The organism is Nocardioides currus, assembly GCF_003057875.1.
Taxonomy (GTDB): domain Bacteria; phylum Actinomycetota; class Actinomycetes; order Propionibacteriales; family Nocardioidaceae; genus Nocardioides; species Nocardioides currus.
In genome coordinates, this window is the sequence record NZ_PYXZ01000008.1 from 76786 (window position 1) to 98525 (window position 21740).

General features: G+C 72.5%; 23 protein-coding genes. 11 read left to right on the forward strand and 12 right to left on the reverse strand.

Translation table 11 applies throughout. The features are described from left to right. The gene (locus C7S10_RS17030; RefSeq protein ID WP_108345646.1) at nucleotides 1-636 is read right to left on the reverse strand and encodes a class E sortase; all 636 of its coding nucleotides are present in this window, start codon (nucleotides 634-636) and stop codon (nucleotides 1-3) included. 29 nt (nucleotides 637-665) lie between these two features. Here C7S10_RS17030 and C7S10_RS17035 point away from each other — a divergent pair, with 29 nt between their 5' ends. Beyond that, the gene (locus tag C7S10_RS17035; protein WP_108345763.1) at nucleotides 666-1823 is read left to right on the forward strand and encodes a pyridoxal phosphate-dependent aminotransferase; all 1158 of its coding nucleotides are present in this window, start codon (nucleotides 666-668) and stop codon (nucleotides 1821-1823) included. A gap of 2 nt (nucleotides 1824-1825) precedes the next feature. On the opposite strand, the gene C7S10_RS17040 is transcribed toward C7S10_RS17035, so the two are convergent. Genes C7S10_RS17040 through C7S10_RS17055 form a run of 4 tightly spaced genes read right to left on the reverse strand, consistent with a single transcriptional unit; the run spans nucleotide 1826 to nucleotide 5039 of the window. Continuing rightward, nucleotides 1826-2764 (reverse strand): hypothetical protein, encoded by a 939-nt coding sequence (locus C7S10_RS17040; protein WP_108345647.1) that lies wholly within the window; start codon nucleotides 2762-2764, stop codon nucleotides 1826-1828. A gap of 43 nt (nucleotides 2765-2807) precedes the next feature. Then, nucleotides 2808-3095, reverse strand: coding sequence for a hypothetical protein (locus C7S10_RS22605; protein WP_207769450.1), 288 nt, complete (start codon nucleotides 3093-3095; stop codon nucleotides 2808-2810). After that, nucleotides 3092-3679: an AAA family ATPase gene (locus C7S10_RS17050; protein ID WP_207769431.1), complete on the reverse strand. Its 588-nt coding sequence runs from the start codon at nucleotides 3677-3679 to the stop codon at nucleotides 3092-3094. Before C7S10_RS17050 ends, C7S10_RS22605 begins: the two co-directional genes overlap by 4 nt. Next, complete coding sequence (locus tag C7S10_RS17055; protein ID WP_108345648.1) at nucleotides 3672-5039, reverse strand: hypothetical protein; 1368 nt, start codon at nucleotides 5037-5039, stop codon at nucleotides 3672-3674. Before C7S10_RS17055 ends, C7S10_RS17050 begins: the two co-directional genes overlap by 8 nt. Nucleotides 5040-5228: 189 nt before the next feature. On the opposite strand from C7S10_RS17055, the gene C7S10_RS17060 reads away from it, so the two are divergent. Genes C7S10_RS17060 through C7S10_RS17070 form a run of 3 tightly spaced genes read left to right on the forward strand, consistent with a single transcriptional unit; the run spans nucleotide 5229 to nucleotide 6777 of the window. After that, nucleotides 5229-5492 (forward strand): hypothetical protein, encoded by a 264-nt coding sequence (locus tag C7S10_RS17060; protein ID WP_133176547.1) that lies wholly within the window; start codon nucleotides 5229-5231, stop codon nucleotides 5490-5492. Next, a complete protein-coding gene (locus C7S10_RS17065) occupies nucleotides 5489-5965 on the forward strand; it encodes a YdeI/OmpD-associated family protein (protein ID WP_207769432.1) in 477 nt (158 codons plus the stop codon). Before C7S10_RS17060 ends, C7S10_RS17065 begins: the two co-directional genes overlap by 4 nt. Before the next feature lie 5 nt (nucleotides 5966-5970). Beyond that, complete coding sequence (locus C7S10_RS17070) at nucleotides 5971-6777, forward strand: NAD-dependent epimerase/dehydratase family protein (protein ID WP_108345650.1); 807 nt, start codon at nucleotides 5971-5973, stop codon at nucleotides 6775-6777. On the opposite strand, the gene C7S10_RS17075 is transcribed toward C7S10_RS17070, so the two are convergent. Further along, nucleotides 6774-8540, reverse strand: coding sequence for a sensor histidine kinase (locus C7S10_RS17075; protein ID WP_133176548.1), 1767 nt, complete (start codon nucleotides 8538-8540; stop codon nucleotides 6774-6776). The genes C7S10_RS17070 and C7S10_RS17075 overlap by 4 nt on opposite strands. A 264-nt stretch (nucleotides 8541-8804) precedes the next feature. Between C7S10_RS17075 and C7S10_RS17080 the strand changes: the two genes are divergently transcribed. Beyond that, the gene (locus C7S10_RS17080) at nucleotides 8805-9521 is read left to right on the forward strand and encodes an NYN domain-containing protein (protein ID WP_165807205.1); all 717 of its coding nucleotides are present in this window, start codon (nucleotides 8805-8807) and stop codon (nucleotides 9519-9521) included. Between the two features lie 4 nt (nucleotides 9522-9525). Here the strand turns inward: C7S10_RS17080 and C7S10_RS17085 are convergent, their stop codons facing one another. Continuing rightward, nucleotides 9526-10863 carry an NAD(P)-binding protein gene (locus tag C7S10_RS17085; protein ID WP_108345653.1) on the reverse strand — a complete coding sequence of 446 codons (1338 nt, stop codon included), beginning with the start codon at nucleotides 10861-10863 and terminating at the stop codon, nucleotides 9526-9528. Nucleotides 10864-10900: 37 nt separating this feature from the next. On the opposite strand from C7S10_RS17085, the gene C7S10_RS17090 reads away from it, so the two are divergent. After that, nucleotides 10901-12040 carry a CDP-glycerol glycerophosphotransferase family protein gene (locus tag C7S10_RS17090; protein WP_108345654.1) on the forward strand — a complete coding sequence of 380 codons (1140 nt, stop codon included), beginning with the start codon at nucleotides 10901-10903 and terminating at the stop codon, nucleotides 12038-12040. Nucleotides 12041-12057: 17 nt separating this feature from the next. Here the strand turns inward: C7S10_RS17090 and C7S10_RS17095 are convergent, their stop codons facing one another. Then, nucleotides 12058-12978, reverse strand: a complete 921-nt coding sequence (locus C7S10_RS17095) for a 2-hydroxyacid dehydrogenase (protein ID WP_243395444.1) — start codon at nucleotides 12976-12978, stop codon at nucleotides 12058-12060. A 33-nt stretch (nucleotides 12979-13011) separates the two neighbouring features. Here C7S10_RS17095 and C7S10_RS17100 point away from each other — a divergent pair, with 33 nt between their 5' ends. After that, a complete protein-coding gene (locus C7S10_RS17100; protein WP_108345655.1) occupies nucleotides 13012-14418 on the forward strand; it encodes an FAD-binding oxidoreductase in 1407 nt (468 codons plus the stop codon). Nucleotides 14419-14422: 4 nt separating this feature from the next. After that, nucleotides 14423-14818, forward strand: a complete 396-nt coding sequence (locus tag C7S10_RS17105; protein ID WP_108345656.1) for a DoxX family protein — start codon at nucleotides 14423-14425, stop codon at nucleotides 14816-14818. A 9-nt stretch (nucleotides 14819-14827) separates the two neighbouring features. Here the strand turns inward: C7S10_RS17105 and C7S10_RS17110 are convergent, their stop codons facing one another. The 4 genes from C7S10_RS17110 to C7S10_RS17125 form a co-directional block, all read right to left on the reverse strand. Beyond that, entirely contained in the window at nucleotides 14828-15625 is a 798-nt protein-coding gene (locus C7S10_RS17110) for a CPBP family intramembrane glutamic endopeptidase (RefSeq protein ID WP_108345766.1), read from the reverse strand. 83 nt (nucleotides 15626-15708) lie between these two features. Continuing rightward, nucleotides 15709-18294: an ATP-dependent chaperone ClpB gene (gene clpB / locus C7S10_RS17115; RefSeq protein WP_108345657.1), complete on the reverse strand. Its 2586-nt coding sequence runs from the start codon at nucleotides 18292-18294 to the stop codon at nucleotides 15709-15711. Between the two features lie 251 nt (nucleotides 18295-18545). Beyond that, on the reverse strand, nucleotides 18546-19094 hold the full coding sequence (locus C7S10_RS23220) for an Abi-alpha family protein (RefSeq protein WP_480241882.1): 549 nt from the start codon (nucleotides 19092-19094) through the stop codon (nucleotides 18546-18548). Beyond that, complete coding sequence (locus tag C7S10_RS17125; protein ID WP_108345658.1) at nucleotides 19051-19419, reverse strand: DUF445 domain-containing protein; 369 nt, start codon at nucleotides 19417-19419, stop codon at nucleotides 19051-19053. The genes C7S10_RS23220 and C7S10_RS17125 overlap by 44 nt, the downstream gene beginning before the upstream one ends. A gap of 100 nt (nucleotides 19420-19519) precedes the next feature. Here C7S10_RS17125 and C7S10_RS17130 point away from each other — a divergent pair, with 100 nt between their 5' ends. The 3 genes from C7S10_RS17130 to C7S10_RS17140 are packed head-to-tail and all read left to right on the forward strand — an operon-like array spanning nucleotide 19520 to nucleotide 21731. Then, on the forward strand, nucleotides 19520-20074 hold the full coding sequence (locus C7S10_RS17130; protein ID WP_108345659.1) for a cysteine hydrolase family protein: 555 nt from the start codon (nucleotides 19520-19522) through the stop codon (nucleotides 20072-20074). Continuing rightward, entirely contained in the window at nucleotides 20071-21003 is a 933-nt protein-coding gene (locus tag C7S10_RS17135) for a PfkB family carbohydrate kinase (protein WP_108345660.1), read from the forward strand. Before C7S10_RS17130 ends, C7S10_RS17135 begins: the two co-directional genes overlap by 4 nt. Further along, nucleotides 21000-21731 carry a pentapeptide repeat-containing protein gene (locus C7S10_RS17140; RefSeq protein ID WP_108345661.1) on the forward strand — a complete coding sequence of 244 codons (732 nt, stop codon included), beginning with the start codon at nucleotides 21000-21002 and terminating at the stop codon, nucleotides 21729-21731. The genes C7S10_RS17135 and C7S10_RS17140 overlap by 4 nt, the downstream gene beginning before the upstream one ends. Nucleotides 21732-21740: the final 9 nt, after the last annotated feature.

Here is a 21740-nt window from a genome sequence, read left to right on the forward strand (position 1 = left end):
CTAGCGGGGCTCCGTCTCGACCAGGTGGCCGAAGGCCACCAGCCGGTCGTCGGTGTGGAACAGCTCCGAGCAGGTGGTGAGGGTGATCAGCCGCTGCCCGTCCGCCTGGCTCGGCTGCACGCCTCCGTCGGGGTTGCGGGGCAGGGCCGCGAGCACCCATCCGGCCGTGAAGGGCACCTCGAGCGCGTCCCCTGCGGTGTCCAGGACATAGGTGTACGTCGCCCGCGCGGTCTCCACCACCACCTCGTCGCCGACGTCGAGCCCGGGCATGTCGCGCAACGGCTCTCCGTGGGTGATGCGGTGGGCCGCGAGGGCGAAGTTGCCCCGCGCCCCCGGCCGGGCGGAGTCGGCGAACCGCCCGAAGCCGGCCGCGAGCGCCTCGTCGGACGTGCCCTCCAGCAGCGGCACGGCGTAGTCCTGGCCGAACGCCGGGATCCGGACCACGGCCGACACGTCGCCGTACTCGCTCTCGATCGTGGGGGCCGCTCCGGGCTCGGTCCAGACCCGGGTCGCGTCCTCGACGAGCGCGGTGTGTCGCCGCTCCGACTGCCAGTTGGTGCCCCAGACCTGCCAGGCGACCCAGCCGCCGAGCACGAGCCCGGCCACCACCATGAGCGCCCCGAGCCGCCTGACCATGGCTGGAGTCTCGCACTAGGGTCGTGGCCATGCTCGCCCGCCGCCTGGCCCAGGTCCCGCCCACGATCTTCTCGGAGATGTCGGCCCTCGCCGTGCGGACCGGCGCGATCAACCTCGGGCAGGGCTTCCCCGACGCCGACGGCCCGCCGTCGGTGATCGCGTCGGCGGTCGCGGCGCTCGAGCACGGGGCCAACCAGTACGCGCCCGGGCTCGGGGTGCCGGCGCTGCGGCAGGCGATCGCACGACACCAGCAGCGTCACTACGGGATCGAGCTCGACCCCGACCGCGAGGTCGTGGTCACGACCGGGTGCACCGAGGGGATCGCGGCCGCCCTGCTCGGCCTCGTCGACCCGGGCGACGAGGTGGTGGTGCTGGAGCCCTACTACGACTCCTACCTCGCGATGATCGAGATGTGCGGCGGCGTACGCCGACCCGTGACGCTGCGCGCCCCCGACTTCCGCCTCGACGTCGACGCGCTGCGTGCGGCCGTGTCCCCGAAGACCCGGCTCATCCTGCTCAACACCCCGCACAACCCGACCGGGACGGTGCTCACCCGCGACGAGCTGCAGGCGGTCGCCGACCTCGCCGTCGAGCGCGACCTGGTCGTGGTCACCGACGAGGTCTACGAGCACCTCGTCTTCGACGACCACGTGCACGTCCCCCTCGCCACGCTGCCGGGCATGTGGGAGCGCACCCTGACGCTGTCGAGCGCCGGCAAGAGCTACTCGTTCACCGGCTGGAAGGTCGGCTGGGCCACCGGACCGCACGCCCTCGTGAGTGCCGTGCTGGCCGCCAAGCAGTGGCTGACCTTCACGTCCGGCTCACCGCTGCAGCCGGCGGTCGCGCACGCGCTCGACCACGAGCCCGACTTCCCGCGCGAGCTGGCGCGGTCGCTGCAGTCCCGGCGCGACCTGCTCGTCGCCGGCCTGGCGACGGCGGGCCTGACCGCGTGGGCGTCCGAGGGGACCTACTTCGCCAGCACCGACATCAGCCACCTGGGCTGGGACGACGGGATGTCCTTCTGCCTGGCGCTGCCCGAGGTCGCCGGGGTCGTCGCCATCCCCCACCAGCCGTTCTACGACGACGAGGACGCCGGTCGACACCTGGTCCGCTGGGCGTTCTGCAAGGAGCCGGAGGTCATCGCGGCCGGCGTCGAGCGACTCGCGGCGGCCGACCTCAGCCGTTGAGCTCAGCCGTTCAGCCAGGCCCTCGTCTCGGGCCGCCGCAGCGAGCTCGTGGTGATGAGGGCCGCGACCGCCGGGACCAGCGCGACCGGCGAGGCGAACGTCGCGACGAGGCAGAGCACCGCGCACGCGACGGCCGAGACCAGCAGCACGCGCGCGGCCCAGGATCGGCGACCGGCCATCAGCACCGCGAGGACGACGGCCGCGCCCGACCACACCAGCGCGATCGCGCCGGAGACGTAGGACGTGGTGAGGAGCAGTGACTCGCTGATGCCCTGGTCCTCGAGGTCGGGGTTCTGCTTGCGCAGCTCCTCGAGGACGACGTCGGGCTGCGCGGCGAGGAACACCAGGCTGACGAGCGTCATCGCGAAGACGACACCCGCGACCACGACGGTGGCGATGAGCGCGACCCGCACGGGCTGCGGCGCCGTCGGCCGGGCGGCCGTGGTCGGGAGGCCACGCGCGACCGGCTGCGCGGGCAGCCCGGCGGGCAGGGGCTTCACCGGTTCCGGCAGTGGCGTGCCGGCGAACCACTCGCGTGACGGGGACAGCCACAGCATCGCGGTCGCCACGGCCAGCAGCGAGGACATGAAGCCGCCGGCCACCAGCCCGGTGACGAAGATCGGCACGGCCAGGACCGACAGCACCACACGGGCCTGACGGCTGCCCTGGAGCACGCGCCAGCCGAGCGCGACGGCGGCCACCGAGCAGAGCGCGGCGACGGTCGCGATGCCCTGGAGGGTCTGGATCATCGACTCGACCGACAGGCCCAGGTCACGACCCGGCGCGTCGGCGAGGAACCCCTCGATCGCCTCGCGCGTCTCGATCGAGCGCAGGCGCGAGACGGCGTCCCACACGGAGAGCACGACGAAGACGCCGGCGAGCATCACCATCGCCCCGGCCATGGTCGTCTGGCGGGGGCGGGCCACGCTCGGGGTGCTCACGCGCTCATTCCACCATCGAGGTGGTTGGGCGTGCCTCCCCGCGTCACCGCACGAGGCAGGGGCGCTTGGGGTCGAACGTCCAGTCCGGCACCAGGAACTGCATCGCGGCCGCGTCGTCACGGGCGCCGAGCCCGTGCTCGAGGTAGAGCGCGTGAGCCTCGGCGCCGACGCCGTTCTTGAAGCCGATGATCGTGGGGTTGCGTTCGGCGAGGGTGGGCGACCGAGACGTCGTTGAGCACGGCGTTGGCCCGGCAGACGGCGCTGACATGCTCGACGAGCCCAGGCTGGCTGGCCTCTCGGCGGTCAGGTCGGTCGGGCTGTACTCGGTCACTGTCGTCCTTCGGTCGTGGCGGGGAGATGACCGTCACGCCCGGAGCCGCGATTGATGTCTGTCCGAGCCCGTTTTTGTATCCGGTGATGCGTCGCGGGCATGGTCAGGGCGAGGATCTCGTCGACCACGTCTGACAACGGGCGGGTGGCGTCGACGACGGTGCCGTTCCTCGGGATGTCCTCCCTGGTCTGGTGGAGGCGCAGGACCAGCGCACGTTCGGACGGGCTCGAGCCCCACTCGTCCGATCCGCGCAGGTCGAGGCGCCGGCCGAGCGTCTCCCGGTCCACGTCGAGGACGACGACGTCGTCGAACAGGTCGATGAACTGGGCGAAGTTGCGCGACCCGCCGCAGAAGAAGGTCACCGGCTCACGGTCGTCGGCGACCAGCGCTCGAACCCGTGCCACGTCCCAGACGTGGTGCTCGTGCGACGCCGTGTCGGTCGGCTCACCCGTGGCCGGATCGCCCTGATAGGCGAGCTCGCGGTCTCCGTTGACCGCGCGGAACCCTCGCCGCCCCAGCTCGTGGCACACCGCGGTCTTGCCCGTGCCGGAGACGCCCTCGACGAGGACGTTGCGCCTACCCATGCGCCCATCGTCCCGGGTCGGGATGGATCTCGACACCCTCGGGCGCGCTGAGCATCAGCTCGGCCTCGTCGTCGTCGAGCCGTCGCGTGCCGGAGCGGTCGACGAGGAAGCAGAGGCCGTTGGGCGTCTGCCACAGGTGTCGACCCGGGCCGGCGGTGCGGCACCGGTAGCGGCCGTGCGTCTTCCACCGATGGTGTCGACGTCGGAGGGGACCGCTGTTGTGCGGGCCGGTCTGGCCCGGCGGGCCGGCAGGGTCGTACGGCGATGAGTGGTCGAAGTCCACCTGCCCGCGGGTGGCGCTGCGCGGACTGAAGGGGAACACGTCGCCCCCGGCCTGGACCCACACGTGGTCCTTCACGGGCTCCGGGTGCTCGTAGGCGTCCGAACGGGGCCGGGCCGCCAGGTCGAGGACGGGCTGCAGGGTCACGTCGGCATGACCGAGCAGCTCGGCGAGCTGTTCGACCATCACCGGGCCGACGCCCTCGACCCGCGCGACGCCGGTGCCGGATCGCAGCGCCGCGTCGGTGACGTGGACGAAGAGGTGGCCACGACCCCGCAGCGCAGCGAGCTTGCGAGTCGGCAGGGCGCACAGGCGCTCGACGGTGTCGGCCAGGTGGTCCGGAGCCCAGGCCGGCTGTTCGGGCTCGGCGGATGCGTCGGTCTGGGCATGGTCGAGCAGGAGCTTGAGGAGGTCGACCGGCCGCGCCAGCCAGCCCATCGCGATCGAGCGGAGCTCGTCGTGGTTGTGGTCGTGACCATGGGTCGACGCGAGGATCTCCGCCACCCGCTCGACCGTCGCGTCGACCCACGCCGCATCGCCAGCCGTCACGCGGGCGATGACGTGGCGATAGCCGAACTCGTCGGACCGCGACAGCCGGACGTAGCGCTCGTGGCGGATCCGATCGCGCTCGGCGGCGTGCGTCTCCGGATCGGCCTCGATGACCTTGGCGCGCGCCAGCTCCAGCACCGTCGAGGGCGCATGCCCGGCAATCGCGCGCGACACCGCCCGATCGACCAGGTCGACCGGACCGGCCAGCAGAGGTCGCGAGATGACGGCCACCCTCCGTGCCACCCAAGGCTCGCACTTCCCGGCCGCCACGACCGCCCACGTACGAGGGAGCCGGTGCATCAGGTCGAGGGTGTCGGCGATCAAGGACCGAGCGGTCATCGCGTGCGTCTCCTGCGCCATCGCCAGCTCGGCCAGCGCGTACTCCCGCAGCTCTGGAGTGCCGTCGCCGCCCGGGTGGATCATCGGGTCGCGATCGTCGCGGGGCTCGCCGTGGACGGCTGCCCACTGGGCGGCCAGCAGCATCTCGTCGACCTCGGCCAGGCGGCGTAAGCGACGACGGGCCGTCGCCATCTCCAGCAGGTCGCGCTCAGCTCATCGATCGCCGGCGTCGCCGGGGAGTCGGTGTAGGTGAGAGCTGCGGCCATGCCTCCATTCTCGATCGAACGCACGTTCGACACAACGAGCAGTCTGGGCCTGTGGAGAACGAGCGCGAATCGCGGGGCTCTAGGCTCGGATCCCGTCTGATCGGAGGCCCCATCCGTGCACGTGTTCGTGAAGCCCACCCAGTCCTTCCTGGCCTGCCACGTCTGCGGGGGGCTGCGGTTCGCGAGCCGCGAGATCAAGATGACCACGACCAGGATGACCTTTCTCGACCTCGAGTGGCTCAACCGATCGGCGGACGGCGTGATCTGCCTGCGCTGCGGCTTCGTGCACACCTTCATGGGCGACGCCCACCAGTTCCTCGACCCCTCCGTCGTCGACCCGGCCGATCTCCCGGCGGACCCGCTGGAGTCGACGACATGACCGACGACCGGAAGGCAGCCATGGACCACCAGACGTTCCGCACGACCCTGGAGGCGACGGGCGGCAACAACGTCGGGATCGTCGTCCCGGACGAGGTGCTGGCGGGCCTCGGCCGCGGCAAGCGCGTGCCGGTGGTCGTGACGATCGACGGCGACTTCACCTACCGCACCACCACCGGCTCGATGGGCGGGCGCTCGATGATCTCGTTCAACGCGGCGACGCGCGCGGCCACCGGGAGAGCGGCCGGTGACGAGGTCGAGGTGCGCCTGGAGGTCGACGACGCACCGCGCACGGTCGAGGTCCCGACCGAGCTGCAGTCCCTGCTGGACGCCGACGAGGGGGCAGCGGCGGCCTGGCAGGCCCTCTCGCCGAGCAAGCAGAAGGCGCACGTCCTGTCAGTGGCGGACGCGAAGACCGACGAGACCCGGCAGCGACGCCTCGACAAGGTCGTCGCCGCCCTGCTCGGCGGGTGACGAGGATGAGCGTCCTCCTGGTCGGCTGCGGCGACCTCGGCGCGGCGGTCGGCCTGCGGCTGGCCGGGCAGGGACACGACGTGCTGGCGCTGCGGCGCAACGCGGCACAGGTCCCGCCTCCCCTGCGCGGTCAGGCCGTCGACCTGACCAAGCAGGCACCCGACCTCGCCGGGTTCGAACCACGGTTCGTCGTCGTCGCGCTCACCGCGCGCCCGCGGACCGAGGAGAGCTACCGGGCGACGTACGTCGACGGGATGCGCCGCGCCCTCGACGCCCTGGCGACGTCACCCGAGCGCGCCGTGCTCGTCTCCTCCACCGCCGTCCACGGCAGCACGGAGCGACCCGCCCTCGAGGACGAGGACGCGGCAACCAGCCCGACGGACGGCCCCGGCCGCATGCTCGTCGAGGCCGAGCAGGTCTTCCACGAGCGCCTGCCGCACGGCACGGTCCTGCGCCTGAGCGGTTTGTACGGCGGGAGCAGCACGCGGCTCCTCGACCAGGTCCGCGAGGGGCGGGTCGAGGACCCGCACCGCTGGACGAACCGCATCCACCGCGAGGACGCGGCCACCGCCGTCGTGCACCTGCTGACGATGCCTGCGCAGCCCGAGCGGCTCTACCTCGGGACCGACGACGAGCCCGCACAGCTGGGCGACGTGGCGGCCTTCATCGCCGACCGCATCGGCGGTCCGCGACCACCCACGTCCGACCCGGAGCAGGGCCACGGCAAGCGGCTGTCCAACGCCCGGTTGCGAGCGACGGGCTGGGCGCCGACGAGGCCGAGCTACCGCGAGGGCTACGCGGCGATCGGCTAGCTGGCCGCCGGCAGGCGGACCGTGACGGTCGTGCCGTGGCCGAGCGCGGACGTCAGCGACAGCACGCCGGCGTGGCGGCGCACGAGCCGGTCCACGATCACCAGCCCGAGACCGGTGCCGGGTCGCGACCGCGCCTCGGGGTTGTTGGACCGGAAGAACTCCTTGAACAGCTGGTGCTGGTCCTCCTCCGAGATCCCGAGCCCCTGGTCGACCACCTCGACCACGGCGTCCTGCTCGTGGCGGGACAGCACCACCCGCACCGACGAGTCCTCGTGGGAGTACTTCACGGCGTTGCTCACCAGGTTGGCGAAGAGCCGGTGCAGGTCCTCCGCCTGCCCCTGCACGACCAGGGCGTCGGTCGCGTCGTCGATCGACAGCGCGATCGACCGGGTCGAGGCGACGTGGCAGCACTCGTCCACCACGGCGGCGATGACCTCGCGCAGGTCGACCGGCACCGGGTCGAACTCGGCGTCGGGGTCGGAGACGTGGGCGACGGCGAGCAGGTCCTCGACCACGGCCTCGAGCCGGCCGGCGCCGCGGGTCGCGGCCTCGACCGAGCGGCGTACGTCGACCGACAGGTCCTCCTCCTCGATCAGCTCGAGGTAGCCCGACACCGAGGCCAGCGGGCTGCGCAGCTCGTGGGCGACGGTGTTCATCAGCTCGGTGCGGTAGCGGTCGAGCTCGCGCAAGCGGTCGACCAGCCCACGCTGCTGCTCGAGCTGACGGGCGTTGGCGATGGCGCGGCCGAGGTCGTGGGCGATGTCGAGGGCGGCCGCACGTTCCATCTCGCTCCACGCTGCCATGCCGACCACCCGGGTCAGCGCGAGGTAGCCGAGGCACTCGGGCCCCGCGCCGAGTGGGACGAAGAGCGCCGAGCCGAGCCGCATCCGGTCCAGGAACTCCGACACCAGCGCGACGTCGGCCGGCGCGAGACCGGGGTGGTCGGGCTGCTCGCGAGTGAGCTGGACGACCTCCTGGCGCTCCCAGAAGAGGTGGGCGAGCCGGACCGCGAGCTCGTCGAGCTCGTCGAGCATCGGCAGCTCGTAGCCGTAGTGCGACCACCAGGCGCTGGCCGCACCGCCGCCGGGGTCGAACGCCGACAGCCACATGCCGACCGCGTCGAAGCACTCGGCCACGACCGTCCGGCTGGCCTCGACGACCTTGTCGAGCGAGTCCTCGCCCAGGGCCGCGCGGACGACCTCGCGCACCTCGGCCGAGAGCCGGACGCTGGTCTGGAGCTCCTCGCGCTCGAGGGCCAGCAGCACCTGGGTGCGGGCGACCCCGGCATAGCTGGTGAGGGCGGCCTGCTGGGCGGCCCCGGGTCGCAGCCCGTTGACCGGCGAGTCCACGGCGAGCAGCCCGCGGATCTCACCCGCATCGTCGAGGAGGGGCGAGATGAGGAGGTCCAGCGGGTCCCAGGCGTCGGGCGCGTCCGGGACCTCGTGGTGGGCGATGTGGCTGTAGGCGAGCATCTCGTCGCCGACGCGCTCGCCCGGGACGAAGTGGAGGACACCCCACTGCTCGGACTTGTCGAGCTCGCCCTGGAGGACGTCGAGCGAGATCTGGGTCCCGATCATGGCGGAGGTGCCGTCGCCGTACGTCGCGACGACCTCCAAGAAGTCACCCTGGCGCACGCTGACGGCGGCCTCGCCGAAGCCGGCCAGCGCGGCCGCCCCCTCGGCGAGCACCTGCAAGGACGCCCTCGTGGAGGCGTCCGACCACGTGCTGGAGCCCCCTGTCGACCCCGCTTCGTCCTCGTCCACGTTCTCCCCTCACCGCGAAAACACCCGAGTGCCCCCATTCGCTGGGACAAGCGCACCACAATTGCGCCCCCCGGCGCAGCAAGACCGCTCCATTCCCCCGGACACCTCATCACCAGATCGCCCGGTGGTCCAGACCGCATGGTCAAGTCCGACCCGTTTCCCCCTCATCGACGCTCGTTGCCCACCATCCTCGAGCGTGTAGGAACTCATCTGGGGAGATGCGTGAAAGCCATGAGCTCTGGTCAACGACCGAAGGCGGCGCCCGTGCTGCCGAGACCGATGGTCTCGAAGAACGACCTCGCCGCCCTGTCCAAGGGCGACAAGGACGTCTCGCTGAGCGCGCTCGTGCGCGAGTGGCTGACGACGTCGGAGACCGTCGAGCGCCAGGGCAGGCCGCCCGGCGACGACTCGCCGCTGGTGCCGAAGTGGACGCCCCCGCGCGAGGACCCGCTCAGCGGCGTCGTGCCCGTCACCGTCGCGACCCCGGCGCTGCCGCGGCGGCGTCGCCAGATCCTGCCGCACCCCACCCGCCGTCTCGCAGTCCTCATCGACGTCGCGACGACCGCCGCCTCGTCAGCCGACGCGCTCTTCGCCGCCCTGGTCGACCAGGGCACGGTCAGCGTCTGCCGGGCGTACGGCGACTTCACGTCGGCGATCTCCCGGGCGTGGTGGCCGACGCCGCTGCAGCAGCACGGGATCCAGCCCTATCACCACTTCGGCGAGGCCCACGACCAGCGCGCGCTCGTCGCGCTGACCATCGACGCGGTCGACCTGGCCCGCGAGTCGGCCGTCGACGTCGTGGTCATCGTCGGCGACCTCGTCTCGTTGCACCCACTGGTCCAGCGGCTGAACTACTCGGGCATCCAGGTCATCGCCGTCGGCACGACCCCGACCCCCGACGACGTGCGCACCCTGTGCCACGAGTTCGTCGACCTGTCGAGCGAGCCGGGCTCCGACGGGTCGGGCAAGCACAGCGCCTGAAGGCTCAGAGACCGCCGAGCGCGGCCAGGTTGGCCGTGCCCGGCCCGCCGTGCTCGGCGAGCCTGGCGCGGGCGTCGTCGAGGGCGGCCGACGGCGGGTGCCCGGCCGGGACGCGGGCCGGGTTCAGCGCGACCCCGTCCGCCCACTCCTTGATGTCCGGCTCGGCCGAGAACGTCGCCGTGGCGCGGGCACCGCGCACCGTCATGGCCGCCCAGTCGGCCAGCGAGTTGCCGTAGTTGGACGGCGGGCAGAGCCGGTTCTTCTCGGCGTCGTCGGTGCGCGTGGCCTCGACGTAGCCCGTCAGGGCCGCACCGAAGCACGGGAACCCGGCCCGGACCGGCTGCAGCGTGATGTCCTCCGGGCGCCAGACCGGGACGAGCGGCGGCTGCCGCAGCCCGTCGGCCGCGCAGTGCACGACGAGGGCGTCGCGGGCCACCTCGACCGTGCCGTCGTCGAAGTGGAGGCGGCCGGCGTCGACGGACCTGATGTGTCCGCGGCGTACGACGTCCTCGATCGTGCGCAGCCGGTCGAGCTCCCACCGGGCGAGCGTGGGCGCCTTGGCCATCGTCGGCAGCCGGTCGCGGTCGATGCGCAGCATCACGCCGCCCTCCTCCATCCGCAGGAAGAAGTCGTCGAGCGTGGTCGCGGCGGCGCCGGCCTGCATGACGTCGGCGGCCATGCCCAGGAAGATCGCGGGGTCGGGCTGGACGACCGCCCGGTTGAGCATCCACGGCTCGCGCGGACGCACCCAGCAGATCGCGCCGGGGTCGACGCCGTGCTCGAGGAGCCACACGCAGGCGTCGGTCGCGGTCTTGCCGGAGCCCACGACGACGTACGACGCCGGCAGCTCCTCCAGCCGGGCGAGCTCGTTGACCGCGACCACGCGGGCGCCGGGCTCGACGAGGAACGGCGGCGGCGTCTCGGCGGGGATCGTCGGCGCGAGGTGGTGGGCGTTGACGACCCGGCACGACGTGGGGACCTCCAGGCTCCCGACGTCGGTGCCGGGCAGGAAGTCGACGCGTCCGGTCGCCCGCAGTCGCTCGAGCACGCGTGCGTAGTAGTCGGTGATCTCCGTCTGGCTCGCCCGCTCCTGGAGGCCGGCCTCGGGGCCGCTGTCCTGCAGCCGGCCGCCACCGAGCAGCGTCGACGCGACCCCGTAGAACGCCGACGACTGGTGCAGCCGGACGAAGGGGTAGGCCTCGAGCCAGTGGCCGCCCGGGCCCCGGCGCCGATCGACGATGACGACCCGCGCGTCGGAGTGGTCGACGAGCGCGTCGACGAAGGCCATCCCGGTCGCGCCGGCACCCACGACGAGGTAGTCGGCGTCGATCGTGCGGGACATGACCCCACGGTTGCACATCGCTCACTAGAATTCGTTCGTGAACGACGCCCAGGTCCTCGCCTACTACGCCGACGACCCCTCGCGCAGCTACCAGATCGGCCAGTGGCTCGAGGTCCTCGAGGGACTCCATGCCGCCCACCCGGTGGCGATCGTGGTCCGCGAGCCGGCCGTCGCCGACCTGCTGGCGCGGCGTACGAGCCTGCCGATCCTGCTGGCGCCGTCGTTCGCCGAGCTCACCGAGCTGTACGCCGCCCTCGACGCCAAGGTCGTCCTCTACTGCAACAACTCGCCGCTCAACTTCCAGTCGCTCGTCGACGCGTCGATGCTGCACGTGCACATCAACCACGGCGAGAGCGACAAGCAGAGCATGGCGAGCAACAACGCCAAGGCCTACGACCGGGTGTTCGTCGCCGGCGAGGCTGCGGTGAAGCGCCACCTCGACACGCTGCTGGAGTTCGACGCGGGCCGGCTGGTGCGCATCGGGCGTCCGCAGCTGGACCTGCGCCCCGCTCCCCTGCTCGCGCCCAGCCCGCGGCGCACGGTCCTCTACGCCCCGACGTGGGAGGGCGACGCGGACTACAACGACTACACCTCGGTCGACACGATCGGCCCGGAGGTGGTCCGCCGCATCCTCGAGGTCGACGACGTCCGCGTCGTCTACAAGCCGCACCCGAAGGTGGTGACCAGCCTCGCCCCCGCGATCCGGTCCGGGCACCTCGCGATCCTCGACCTCGTCGAGGCCGCCGCGGCCCGCGAGCCCGACGCCGGCCACACGACCGTGCTCACCGGCAACATCCTGGCCGTCATGCCCGACTGCGACGCGATGGTGACCGACGTGTCCTCGGTGGGCCTCGACTGGCTCTACCTGTGCACCGACAAGCCGATCATCATCACCGACCGCCACCAGGACCGCGAGCGGTTCCGCGACGAGGTGCCGGTCGGCCACTGCGCCGACGTGGTCGACGAGTCCGACGTCGCCGACCTCGCCGCGCTCCTGGGCTCGCGGCTGCACCACGACGAGCACCACCTCGACCGGCTCGCCATGCGGCACTTCTACTTCGACGACCTCCAGGTCGGCGACAGCACGCTGCGCTTCCACGACGCGGTGGCCGAGCTGGTGCGGCTGCGCGACCGCCTGGTGCGGGCGAAGCAGGACGGCGCCGCGATCACCGCCTGAGGGGTCAAACCCGCGAGTCAGTTCACCGGTGTGACCAGCTCACCGCGCTCCAGGAAGGCGGCGACGTTGTCGAGCACCAGCCGCGCCATCGCCTCGCGCGTCTGGTCGGTCGCGCTGCCGACGTGCGGCAGCAGCACCACGTCGTCGCGATCGAGCAGGGCGGCCGGGACGTGCGGCTCGTCGGCGAAGACGTCGAGGCCCGCACCCGCGATCCGGCCCGCCTCCAGGGCGGCGACCAGAGCGACCTCGTCGACGACGGACCCGCGGGAGACGTTCACTAGGAAGCCGTCGGGTCCGAGCGCGTCGAGCACGGCCGCGTCGACGAGGTGCTCGGTGCCCGCACCGCCGGGGGTCAGCACCACGAGCACGTCGCTCGCCTCGGCGAGGGCCACGGTGCTCTCGTGGTAGGCCCACGCCACGTCCTTGGCGCTGCGCGAGTGGTAGGCGATCTCCGCGCCGAAGGGCACGAGCCGCTCGGCGACGGCCTCGCCGATCCGACCGAGGCCGAGGATGCCGACCACCGACCCGCGCACCTCACGGGTGAGCGGGTAGCGCTTCCCCGCGGCCCACTCCCCGCGGCGTACGAACCGGTCGGCGGCGCTGCCCTGCCGCAGCACGTCGAGGACGAGCAGCACGCTCAGGTCGGCCACCGCGTCGGTCAGCACGTCGGGGGTGTTGGAGACGACCACCCCGCGCCGGGTCGCCTCCTCGACGTCGATGTTGTCGTAGCCGACGCCGAAGTTCGCGATCGCCCGCAGGCCCGGGAGGGCGTCCAGCTCCGCGGCGCCGACCACCGTCCCGCCACCGGCAACCGCGACCGTGAACCCCGCGGCCGGCGAGCCGACGTCGGCGAGCGACGGGGCGGCGTACGCACGCTCGAGCTCCGTCTCCAGGAAGGGCATCAGGGGGCCGACACGGACGACAGGCGACTGGCTCACGCCGCCATCCTCGCCGAGGTGGAGGATGTCTCCATGCCCGACCTGCTCACCGACCTCCGTGCCGCCCTCGGCGACGAGCACGTCCTGACGGCGGAGGCCAACACCGCGGCGTACGCCGTCGACTGGCGCGGCGCCTACCGCGGGACGCCGCTCGCGGTGCTGAGGCCGGGCTCGACCGACGAGGTCGCCGCGGCCGTCCGGCTCGCCAACGACGCGGGGGTGGCGATTGTGCCGCAGGGTGGCAACACCGGCATGTGCGGAGGCGCGGTGCCGACGGACGACGGATCCCAGCTCGTGCTGTCGCTGGGCCGGATGAGGCGGGTGCGCGAGGTCGACGCCGAGGGCGGCACCATCACCGTCGAGGCGGGCGTGGTGCTCGCGGAGGTGCAGGAGGCGGCCGCCGAGGCGGGCCGGCTCTTCCCGGTCTCCCTCGGCTCGGAGGGCAGCTGCACGGTCGGCGGCACGATCGCCACCAACGCCGGCGGCACCGCCGTGCTGCGCTACGGGATGATGCGCAGCCAGGTCCTCGGGCTCGAGGTGGTGCTGCCCGACGGACGCGTGTGGGACGGGCTGCGCTCGCTGCGCAAGGACAACACCGGCTACGACCTGACCCAGCTCTTCATCGGAGCCGAGGGCACGCTCGGCGTCGTCACCGCCGCCGTCCTGACGCTGCAGCCCGCGACCCCGGCGCGCGCCACCGCCTGGGTCGCGCTGCCCTCCGTCGCAGCGGCGGCCACGCTGCTCCCGCTGCTGCGCGACCACGCCGCCGACCGGCTCACCACGTGGGAGCTGGTCTCGCGACCGGCACTCGAGCTGGTGCTGGCCGCCGGCGTGACCAACCCCCTCGACAGCACCGCCGAGTGGTTCGGCCTGGTCGAGCTGGCCGGCCCCGCCGGAGCGGACGTGGACGCTGACCTCGAGCGCGCCCTGGGTGACGCGGTCGAGAAGGATCTCGTCCTCGACGCCGCGATCGCGGGCTCGCCCGCGCAGCGCGCCGGGCTGTGGGCCCTGCGCGAGCGGGTGTCCGAGGCGCAGGAGTCGCTCGGGCCGACCGTCAAGCACGACGTCTCGGTCCCGATCAGCTCGCTCGACGACCTGGTGGCGCGGCTCGGGCCGGCCCTCGAGGAGGCGCTGCCGGGGATCCGCCCGATCGTCTACGGCCACGTCGGCGACGGCAACCTGCACTACAACCTGAGCCGGCCGCCCTCGCTCGAGCCGGAGGACTTCCTGGTCCATGCCGTCGAGCTGTCCCGGATCGTGCACGACACCACGGCCGCGCTGGACGGCTCGATCAGCGCCGAGCACGGTCTCGGCTCCGGGAAGGCGGCGGCCGCGGCGGCGTACAAGAGCGACGTCGAGGTCGACCTGATGCGTGCGGTGAAGGCCGCGCTCGACCCCGCCGGACTGATGAACCCCGGCAAGGTGCTGCCCCTACAGTGACCGCATGAGCGCGTCCCGCACCCTTGCCCGTGTCCTGCTCGGCTCCGCCATGGTCGGCGCTGGGGTGCTGCACCTGACGACGCAGCGCCAGGAGTTCCAGGCGCAGGTGCCGGAGTGGTTCCCGCTCGACGAGGACTTCACCGTGCTCGCCTCCGGCGTGGTCGAGATCGGTCTCGGTGCGGCCTTCGTCGCGCTGCCGAAGAAGAGGCGGCTGATCGGGGCACTGCTCGCGTTGTTCTACGTCGCGATCTTCCCGGGCAACATCGCGCAGTACGTCGAGGGCACGGACGCCTTCGGCCTCGACACCGACCGCGCGCGACTGATCCGGCTGTTCTTCCAGCCCGTGCTGGTGCTCGTCGCGCTCTTCGGTGGCGGGTGGCTGCGGCGCTCGGACGACTAGCGGCGAGGACTAGAGCGTCGGCAACCAGTCGACCCGGCCGGCGAGCGCGGCGTAGCCCACGAAGGCGCCGACGTCGAGCAGCGTGTGGGCGACCACGAACGGCAGCACGCGGCCCCACCGGCTGAACAGCCAACCGAAGAGCAGGCCCATCGCCACGTTGCCGACGAAGCCGCCGAGCCCCTGGTAGAGGTGGTAGCTCCCGCGCAGCAGGGCCGCCAGCCCGATCGCCGCGCGGTCCCCGAAGCCGAGCTGGCGCAGCCGCACCTGCACGAACCCGAGCACCACGAACTCCTCGAGCACGGCGTTCTCGGCGGCCGCGAGCACGAGCACCGGCACCTGCCACCACTCGCCGGGCAGCGACTGGGCGACCACGGTGAGGTTGGTGCCGAGGGCGTACGTCGCGAGGTAGAACACCACCCCGACCGAGCCCACCCCGGCCGCCAGCAGGGCACCGCGGCCGAGGTCGCCCCACTGCGCCCACCCGCCCCCACGGGCCCAGGTCTCCCTCAGGTCCGAGCCGGATCGGACCAGCAGGTACGCCGCCAGCGCGACCGGCACCAGCGCGAAGGCGATCCGCAGCAGCTGGTAGGTCAGGTCGAGCCACGGCCGGTCGGGGGCCAGCGTGTTGTTGAGGTTGGCCGCCTGCGACGACAGCGGGCCGGGCGCGGTGAGCGCCGAGACCAGGCTGACGACCGAGTAGACCGCCGAGCGCCCCAGCGAGACGAACAGCACGAGGGCCAGCTCGGTCCACAGCAGCGCCTTCGCCAGGTCGGGGACCCCGCCGGGGACCGGGCTTTCGTGTCTCACGGATGCCAGCATCCCTCATGCCCCGAAGGAGTCGAGTGCGCTCCCGGTAGTAGTCACCGTGGCGCTGCGCACTCGACCCGGGGTCAGGCCGCCAGGACCAGCCCGTCCTCGCCCACGTCGACGGTGACGGTCCCGCCGTCGACGACCTCGCCGCCGATGAGCAGCCGCGCCAGCGGGTCGCCGATGGCGGACTGGATGAGGCGGCGCAGCGGGCGGGCGCCGTACGCCGGGTCGTAGCCCGTCTCGGCGAGCCAGGCGCGGGCCGCGTCGGTCACGTCGATGCCGATCCGGCGCACCGCCAGCCGCTGCTCGAGGAGCGCGAGCTGGAGGTCGACGATGTGCGCGAGGTCGTCCTTGGTGAGCGCCTCGAACATCACGATCTCGTCGAGCCGGTTGAGGAACTCGGGCTTGAACGAGGCCCGCACGACCCCCATCACCGACTGCTTCTTCTGCTCCGGCGCCAGCATCGGGTCGACGAGGAACTGCGAGCCGAGGTTGCTGGTCAGGATCAGGATCGTGTTGCGGAAGTCGACCGTGCGGCCCTGCCCGTCGGTCAGCCGGCCGTCGTCGAGCACCTGGAGCAGGATGTCGAAGACCTCCGGGTGCGCCTTCTCGACCTCGTCGAGGAGCACCACGCTGTACGGCCGGCGCCGGACGGCCTCGGTCAGCTGGCCGCCCTCGTCGTAGCCGACGTAGCCGGGAGGCGCGCCGACGAGCCGCGAGACCGAGTGCTTCTCGCTGTACTCGCTCATGTCGATGCGGACGATCGCCCGCTCGTCGTCGAAGAGGAAGTCGGCCAGCGACTTGGCCAGCTCGGTCTTGCCCGTGCCCGTCGGGCCCAGGAAGAGGAACGACCCGGTCGGACGGTTCGGGTCCGCGATCCCGGCCCGCGAGCGGCGTACGGCGTCGCTGACCGCCACCACGGCGTCGTGCTGCCCGATCAGGCGGGCGCCGATCACCGACTCCATCTCGAGGAGCTTCGCGGTCTCGCCCTGCAGCAGCCGGCCGGTCGGGATGCCCGTCCAGGCCTCGACGACATCGGCGATCTGCTCGGGCCCGACCTCGTCCCCGACGAGCTTCTCGACCACCTGCTCCTCGGTCGTCTCGGCGCTCGCGATCTGCTGCTCCAGCGCGGGGATCGACTCGTAGTTGATCTTGCTGGCGCCCGCGAGGTCGCCCTCGCGCAGCAGCTTGTCGGCCTCGATCCGCAGCGCGTCGAGCTGGCGACGCAGCTCGCCCTCGCCCTCGAGGGTGGACTTCTCCCGCTCCCAGCGGACCTCGAGCCCGCGCAGCTCCTCCTCCTTGTCGGCGAGGTCGGCCTTGAGCACGGCCAACCGCTCGATCGAGGCGTCGTCCGACTCCTTGGCGAGGGCGAACTCCTCCATCTTCAGCCGGTCCACCTGGCGACGGAGCTGGTCGATCTCCTCGGGGGACGACTCGTGCTCCATGCGCAGGCGGGAGGAGGCCTCGTCGATCAGGTCGATGGCCTTGTCGGGCAGCTGGCGCCCGGTGATGTAGCGGTCGGAGAGCGTCGCGGCCGCCACCAGCGCGGCGTCGGTGATGCGGACGCCGTGGTGGGCCTCGTACTTCTCCTGGATGCCGCGCAGGATCTGGATGGTGTCCTCGACGCTGGGCTCGCCGACGAAGACCTGCTGGAAGCGGCGCTCCAGTGCGGGGTCCTTCTCGATCCGCTCGCGGTACTCGTCGAGGGTGGTCGCGCCGATCATGTGCAGCTCGCCGCGCGCGAGCATCGGCTTGAGCATGTTGCCGGCGTCCATCGCGGAGTCGCCGCCGGCGCCCGCGCCGACGACCGTGTGCAGCTCGTCGATGAACGTGATGACCTGCCCGCCGGCGTCCTTGATCTCCTCGAGCACGGCCTTGAGCCGCTCCTCGAACTCGCCGCGGTACTTCGCGCCGGCCACCATGGCGGCCAGGTCGAGGCTGAGCACCCGCCGACCCTTGAGCGAGTCGGGCACGTCGCCGTCGACGACGCGTTGGGCGAGGCCCTCGACGACGGCGGTCTTGCCGACGCCGGGCTCGCCGATGAGCACAGGGTTGTTCTTGGTGCGCCGGCTCAGCACCTGGATGACCCGGCGGATCTCGGCGTCACGCCCGATGACCGGGTCGAGGCGGCCGTCCTGCGCCGCCTGGGTGAGGTCGACGGAGAACTTCTCCAGGCTCTCGTACGTCGACTCGGCGTCCTGGCTCGTCACGCGGCGGTTGCCCCGCACGGCCGTGAGGCCCTCGCGCAGACCGGCCTCGGTCAGGCCGGCGTCGGTCAGCACGGTGCGGGCCGACGACTCGACGGTGGCCACGGCGATCAGGAGGTGCTCGGTGGCGACGAAGTCGTCCTTCATGCTGCCCGCGAGGTCGAGGGCGGCCGCCAGCACGCGCGTGAGCGCCGGGCTCGCGGCGGGCTGCTGGACGGTGGCGCCGCTCGCCTTCGGCAGCGCGTTCATCACCTGCTCGGCCTGCGCGGTCAGGACCGCGGCGTCGAGGCCGGCCTTGGTGACGAGGTTGCGCGCCGTGCCGTCGTCGGGTCGCAGCAGCGCGACGAGCAGGTGGATGGGCTCGGTCTGGGTGTTGCCGGCCGTCGTCGCGGACAGCTGTGCGGCCTCGATGACCTCGCGGCTGCGGGTGGTGAACTTCTCGGCGCCGAACTGGCTCAACTCTTCCTCCTGGTCGTCCGTGCTGGACCCACGATGGTCCTGCTTCTCACAACGCGCCAGAAGTTGAGTCGATTCCACTCAACTCTGCGAATTTTCGGGTATATCCGTGATGGCCGCCACGCGGCAGCGGGGCCACGGTGGCACCGTGCCCGGGTGAAGTGGCTGAAGGAGCACTGGACCGACAACCGCTACGTCGTCGGCGCCTTCCTCGCGCTGGCCACCATCAACGCGATCGCCCTCCAGGGCGGCTTCTACCGCTGAGCCGGACCGTCGCCGAACGCCGCTCGGCAGAAGTCCTCACCGAACGGGGTCAGGTGGACCGACCGGCGCACGAACCGCAGCCGACGGCGGGAGACACCGACCGGGACGTCGACGGGCTGCGCCTCGAGCACCTGGTAGTCGAGGGGGTCGCTGACTTCCTCCCTCGAGAACCACACCAGCCCGAGCCGCGCCAGGTTGTGCAGCAGGGACGGCACCCGCTCGACCGCCCGCACCCCCGCCCGCGGATCCGGTCGTAGGCCGGGTGCACCGGGTCCGCCTCGCGCACGTCGCGGGAGCGCTCGAGCAGGCGGGCGGCCCGGGCGCGGAGGTCCGGGCCCGGCTCGGGGGTGGGCTCCGGCGCCTCGACGACCATCCGGAGGTCGTGCACGATCTCGGCCACGCCGCGCTCCGCCGTACGCAACAGGGTCGTGCTCGCGATCCGCACCAGGCCCGGCACGGCCTCGGCGACGCCACGCAGCTGGATCTCGCTCATCCTCATCCGCCTCCCACTCCGAAGATCGCCAGGTGGGCGAGGCCACCGACGAAGCCCATCACCGCGCCGTGCGCGTAGAGCATCCAGTCGTCCTCGCGGAACGCGGAGCGCATCATCTCGACGAAGTCGGCCGGCGGCAGGGCCGCGGTCCGCTCGGCGAACATGCTGCGCATGCGCTCGGCCTGGACCTTGCTGAACTCGGGGTCGCGAAAGGGGACGACGGTCCGCGTGACCGCCTCGTCCGCGAAGGACGACGTGATGGTGTCGTAGGACCGCGCGCCGACGACCACCCGGGCGACGCCGCGCAACGGACCGACCGTGCGGTCGATCGCGGGGATCGTGGCGAACGCGACCCACTCCCGACCATCCACGTCGACCCTCTCTCCTCACCATGCTCGACAATCTGGGTAACTTTGTCAAGCACACGAGGTTACGGCGGGGTCACCGACGCTTTCCTGACATCGTGGGCCCATGCACCCCGACGCCTGGTTGGTCGTGATCGACCCGCAGCGCATCTTCGCCGCTCCCGACAGTGACTGGGGCTCTCCGATGTTCCCCGCGATCGTCGAGCCCGTACGCCGCCTCGCCGCCGCCGCAGGTCCGCGGACCGTGGTCACCCGGTGGGTGGCTCCGCGCCCGGCGCACGGCAGCTGGGCGGCGTACCTCGAGGCGTGGCCGTTCGCCGACGTGCCCGCCGACGACCGTCTCTTCGACGTCGTCGACGAGCTCGCGGACCTGACCGCCACGGTCGTCACCGAGCCGACCTTCGGCAAGTGGGGCCCCGGCCTCGTCGCGGTCACGGGCGCGACACCGAGGCTGGTCCTGGCCGGGGTGGCCACCGACTGCTGCGTGATCTCCACGGCGCTGGCCGCGGCCGACGCCGGCGCGACGATCACCGTCGTGTCCGACGCGTGCGCCGGGTCGACGCCGGACAACCACCAGAAGGCGCTGGACGTGATGTCGCTCTACCCCCCGCAGATCACGATCGCGACCACGTCCGAGGTGCTGGCCGAGGTGCTGGGGTGACGCGGGTGATCCACACCGGCCAGGCCCTGGTCGACGTGGTGATCGAGATCCCCGACCTGCCCGACCGGGGCCAGAACGTGATGGCGACCTCGGTCACGGACTACGCCGGTGGCGCGGTGACGGTGCTGGTCGCGGCCGCGCGCTCCGGCGCCGACTGCGTGCACGCCGGCGCCCACGGCACCGGGCCCCACGGCGACCTCGTGCGCCAGGCGCTCGCCGACGAGGGCGTCGCCCTCAGCGCCCCTCCGGTGCCCGACCACGACACCGGCATCTGCGTGGTGCTGATCGAGCCGAGCGCCGAGCGCACGTTCGTCACCACGCTCGGGGCGGAACGGGAGATCACCACCGACTCCCTCGCGACGTCGGCCCCGCGGCCCGGCGACCTGGTCTGCGTGACCGGCTTCTCGCTCGCGCTGGCGCAGACCGGCGAGCCGCTGCTGGCCTGGCTGCGCACGCTCGACGAGGGGGTCGTCGTCGTGCTCGACCCGGGGTCGGCCTTCGCGGGGCTCTCCCCCGCCGTACGCACCGAGATGCTCGCCCTGACCGACGTCTGGTCGAGCAACCTCGAGGAGGCGGTCGCGATCCTCGGCACCCCACGCAGCGACGGGCTGGCCGAGATCACCGCCGAGATCGCGCCCCTGCTGCGCGGGGACGCGGTCACCATCGTGCGCGACGGACCGGAAGGCTGCGCGGTGCAGGTCGCGGGCGAGACCGTGGTCGTGCCGGGCTTCCCGCAGACGCCGATCGACACCAACGGGGCGGGCGACACCCACACCGGCGCCCTGCTCGCCGAGGTGGCCGCCGGGACCCCGTGGGTCGAGGGGTGCCGGCGGGCCAATGCCGCCGCCGCGATCAAGGTGACGCGGCGCGGACCGGCCACCGCGCCGACGACCGCCGAGGTGGACGCGTTCCTGGCCGAGCAGGCATGAACCTCCCCGTCCTGCAGGCCGACTGCTCCCAGTGCTTCGCGCTGTGCTGCGTGCTGCTGCCCTTCTCCGCGGGCGAGAGCTTCCCGGTCACCAAGCCGGGCGGCACCCCCTGCCACAACCTCGCGACCGACGACCGCTGCTCCATCCACGCGACGCTGCGAGAGGACGGCTGGCCCGGCTGCGTGGCCTTCGACTGCTTCGGCGCGGGCCAGCATGTGGCGCAGGTGACCTACGGCGGGGTGTCGTGGCGCGAGGGCGGCAACCTCGGCGAGATGGGCGCCGTGCTGTCCGTGATGCGGCAGCTGCACGAGATGCTCGCGCTGCTCGACGAGTGCGTACGCCGCACGGCCGGCGCCGCAGGTCCGCTGCTCGACCACGTCGCTGGCCTGGTGGGCGGGACACCCGACGAGCTGCTCGCCCTGGACGTCGACGAGCTGCGCGGCGAGGTGGGCGCGGTGCTCGGCGAGGCGAGCGCGGGCGTGCGGTCACGGTGGCCCGACGCCCTCGACCTCGCCGGTCAGGACCTGGCCGGTCGCGACCTGCGAGACCTCGACCTGCGTGGCGCCGCGCTGCGCGGTGCCGTGATGCTCGGCGTCGACCTGCGTGGCTGCGACCTCACCGACGCCGACCTGCTCGGGGCCGACCTGCGTGGCGCCGACGCCACCGGCGCCGACCTGTCGGGCGCGCTGTTCCTGACGATCGCGCAGCGCGCCGTGCTCCGGATCTGAGCACCAGCA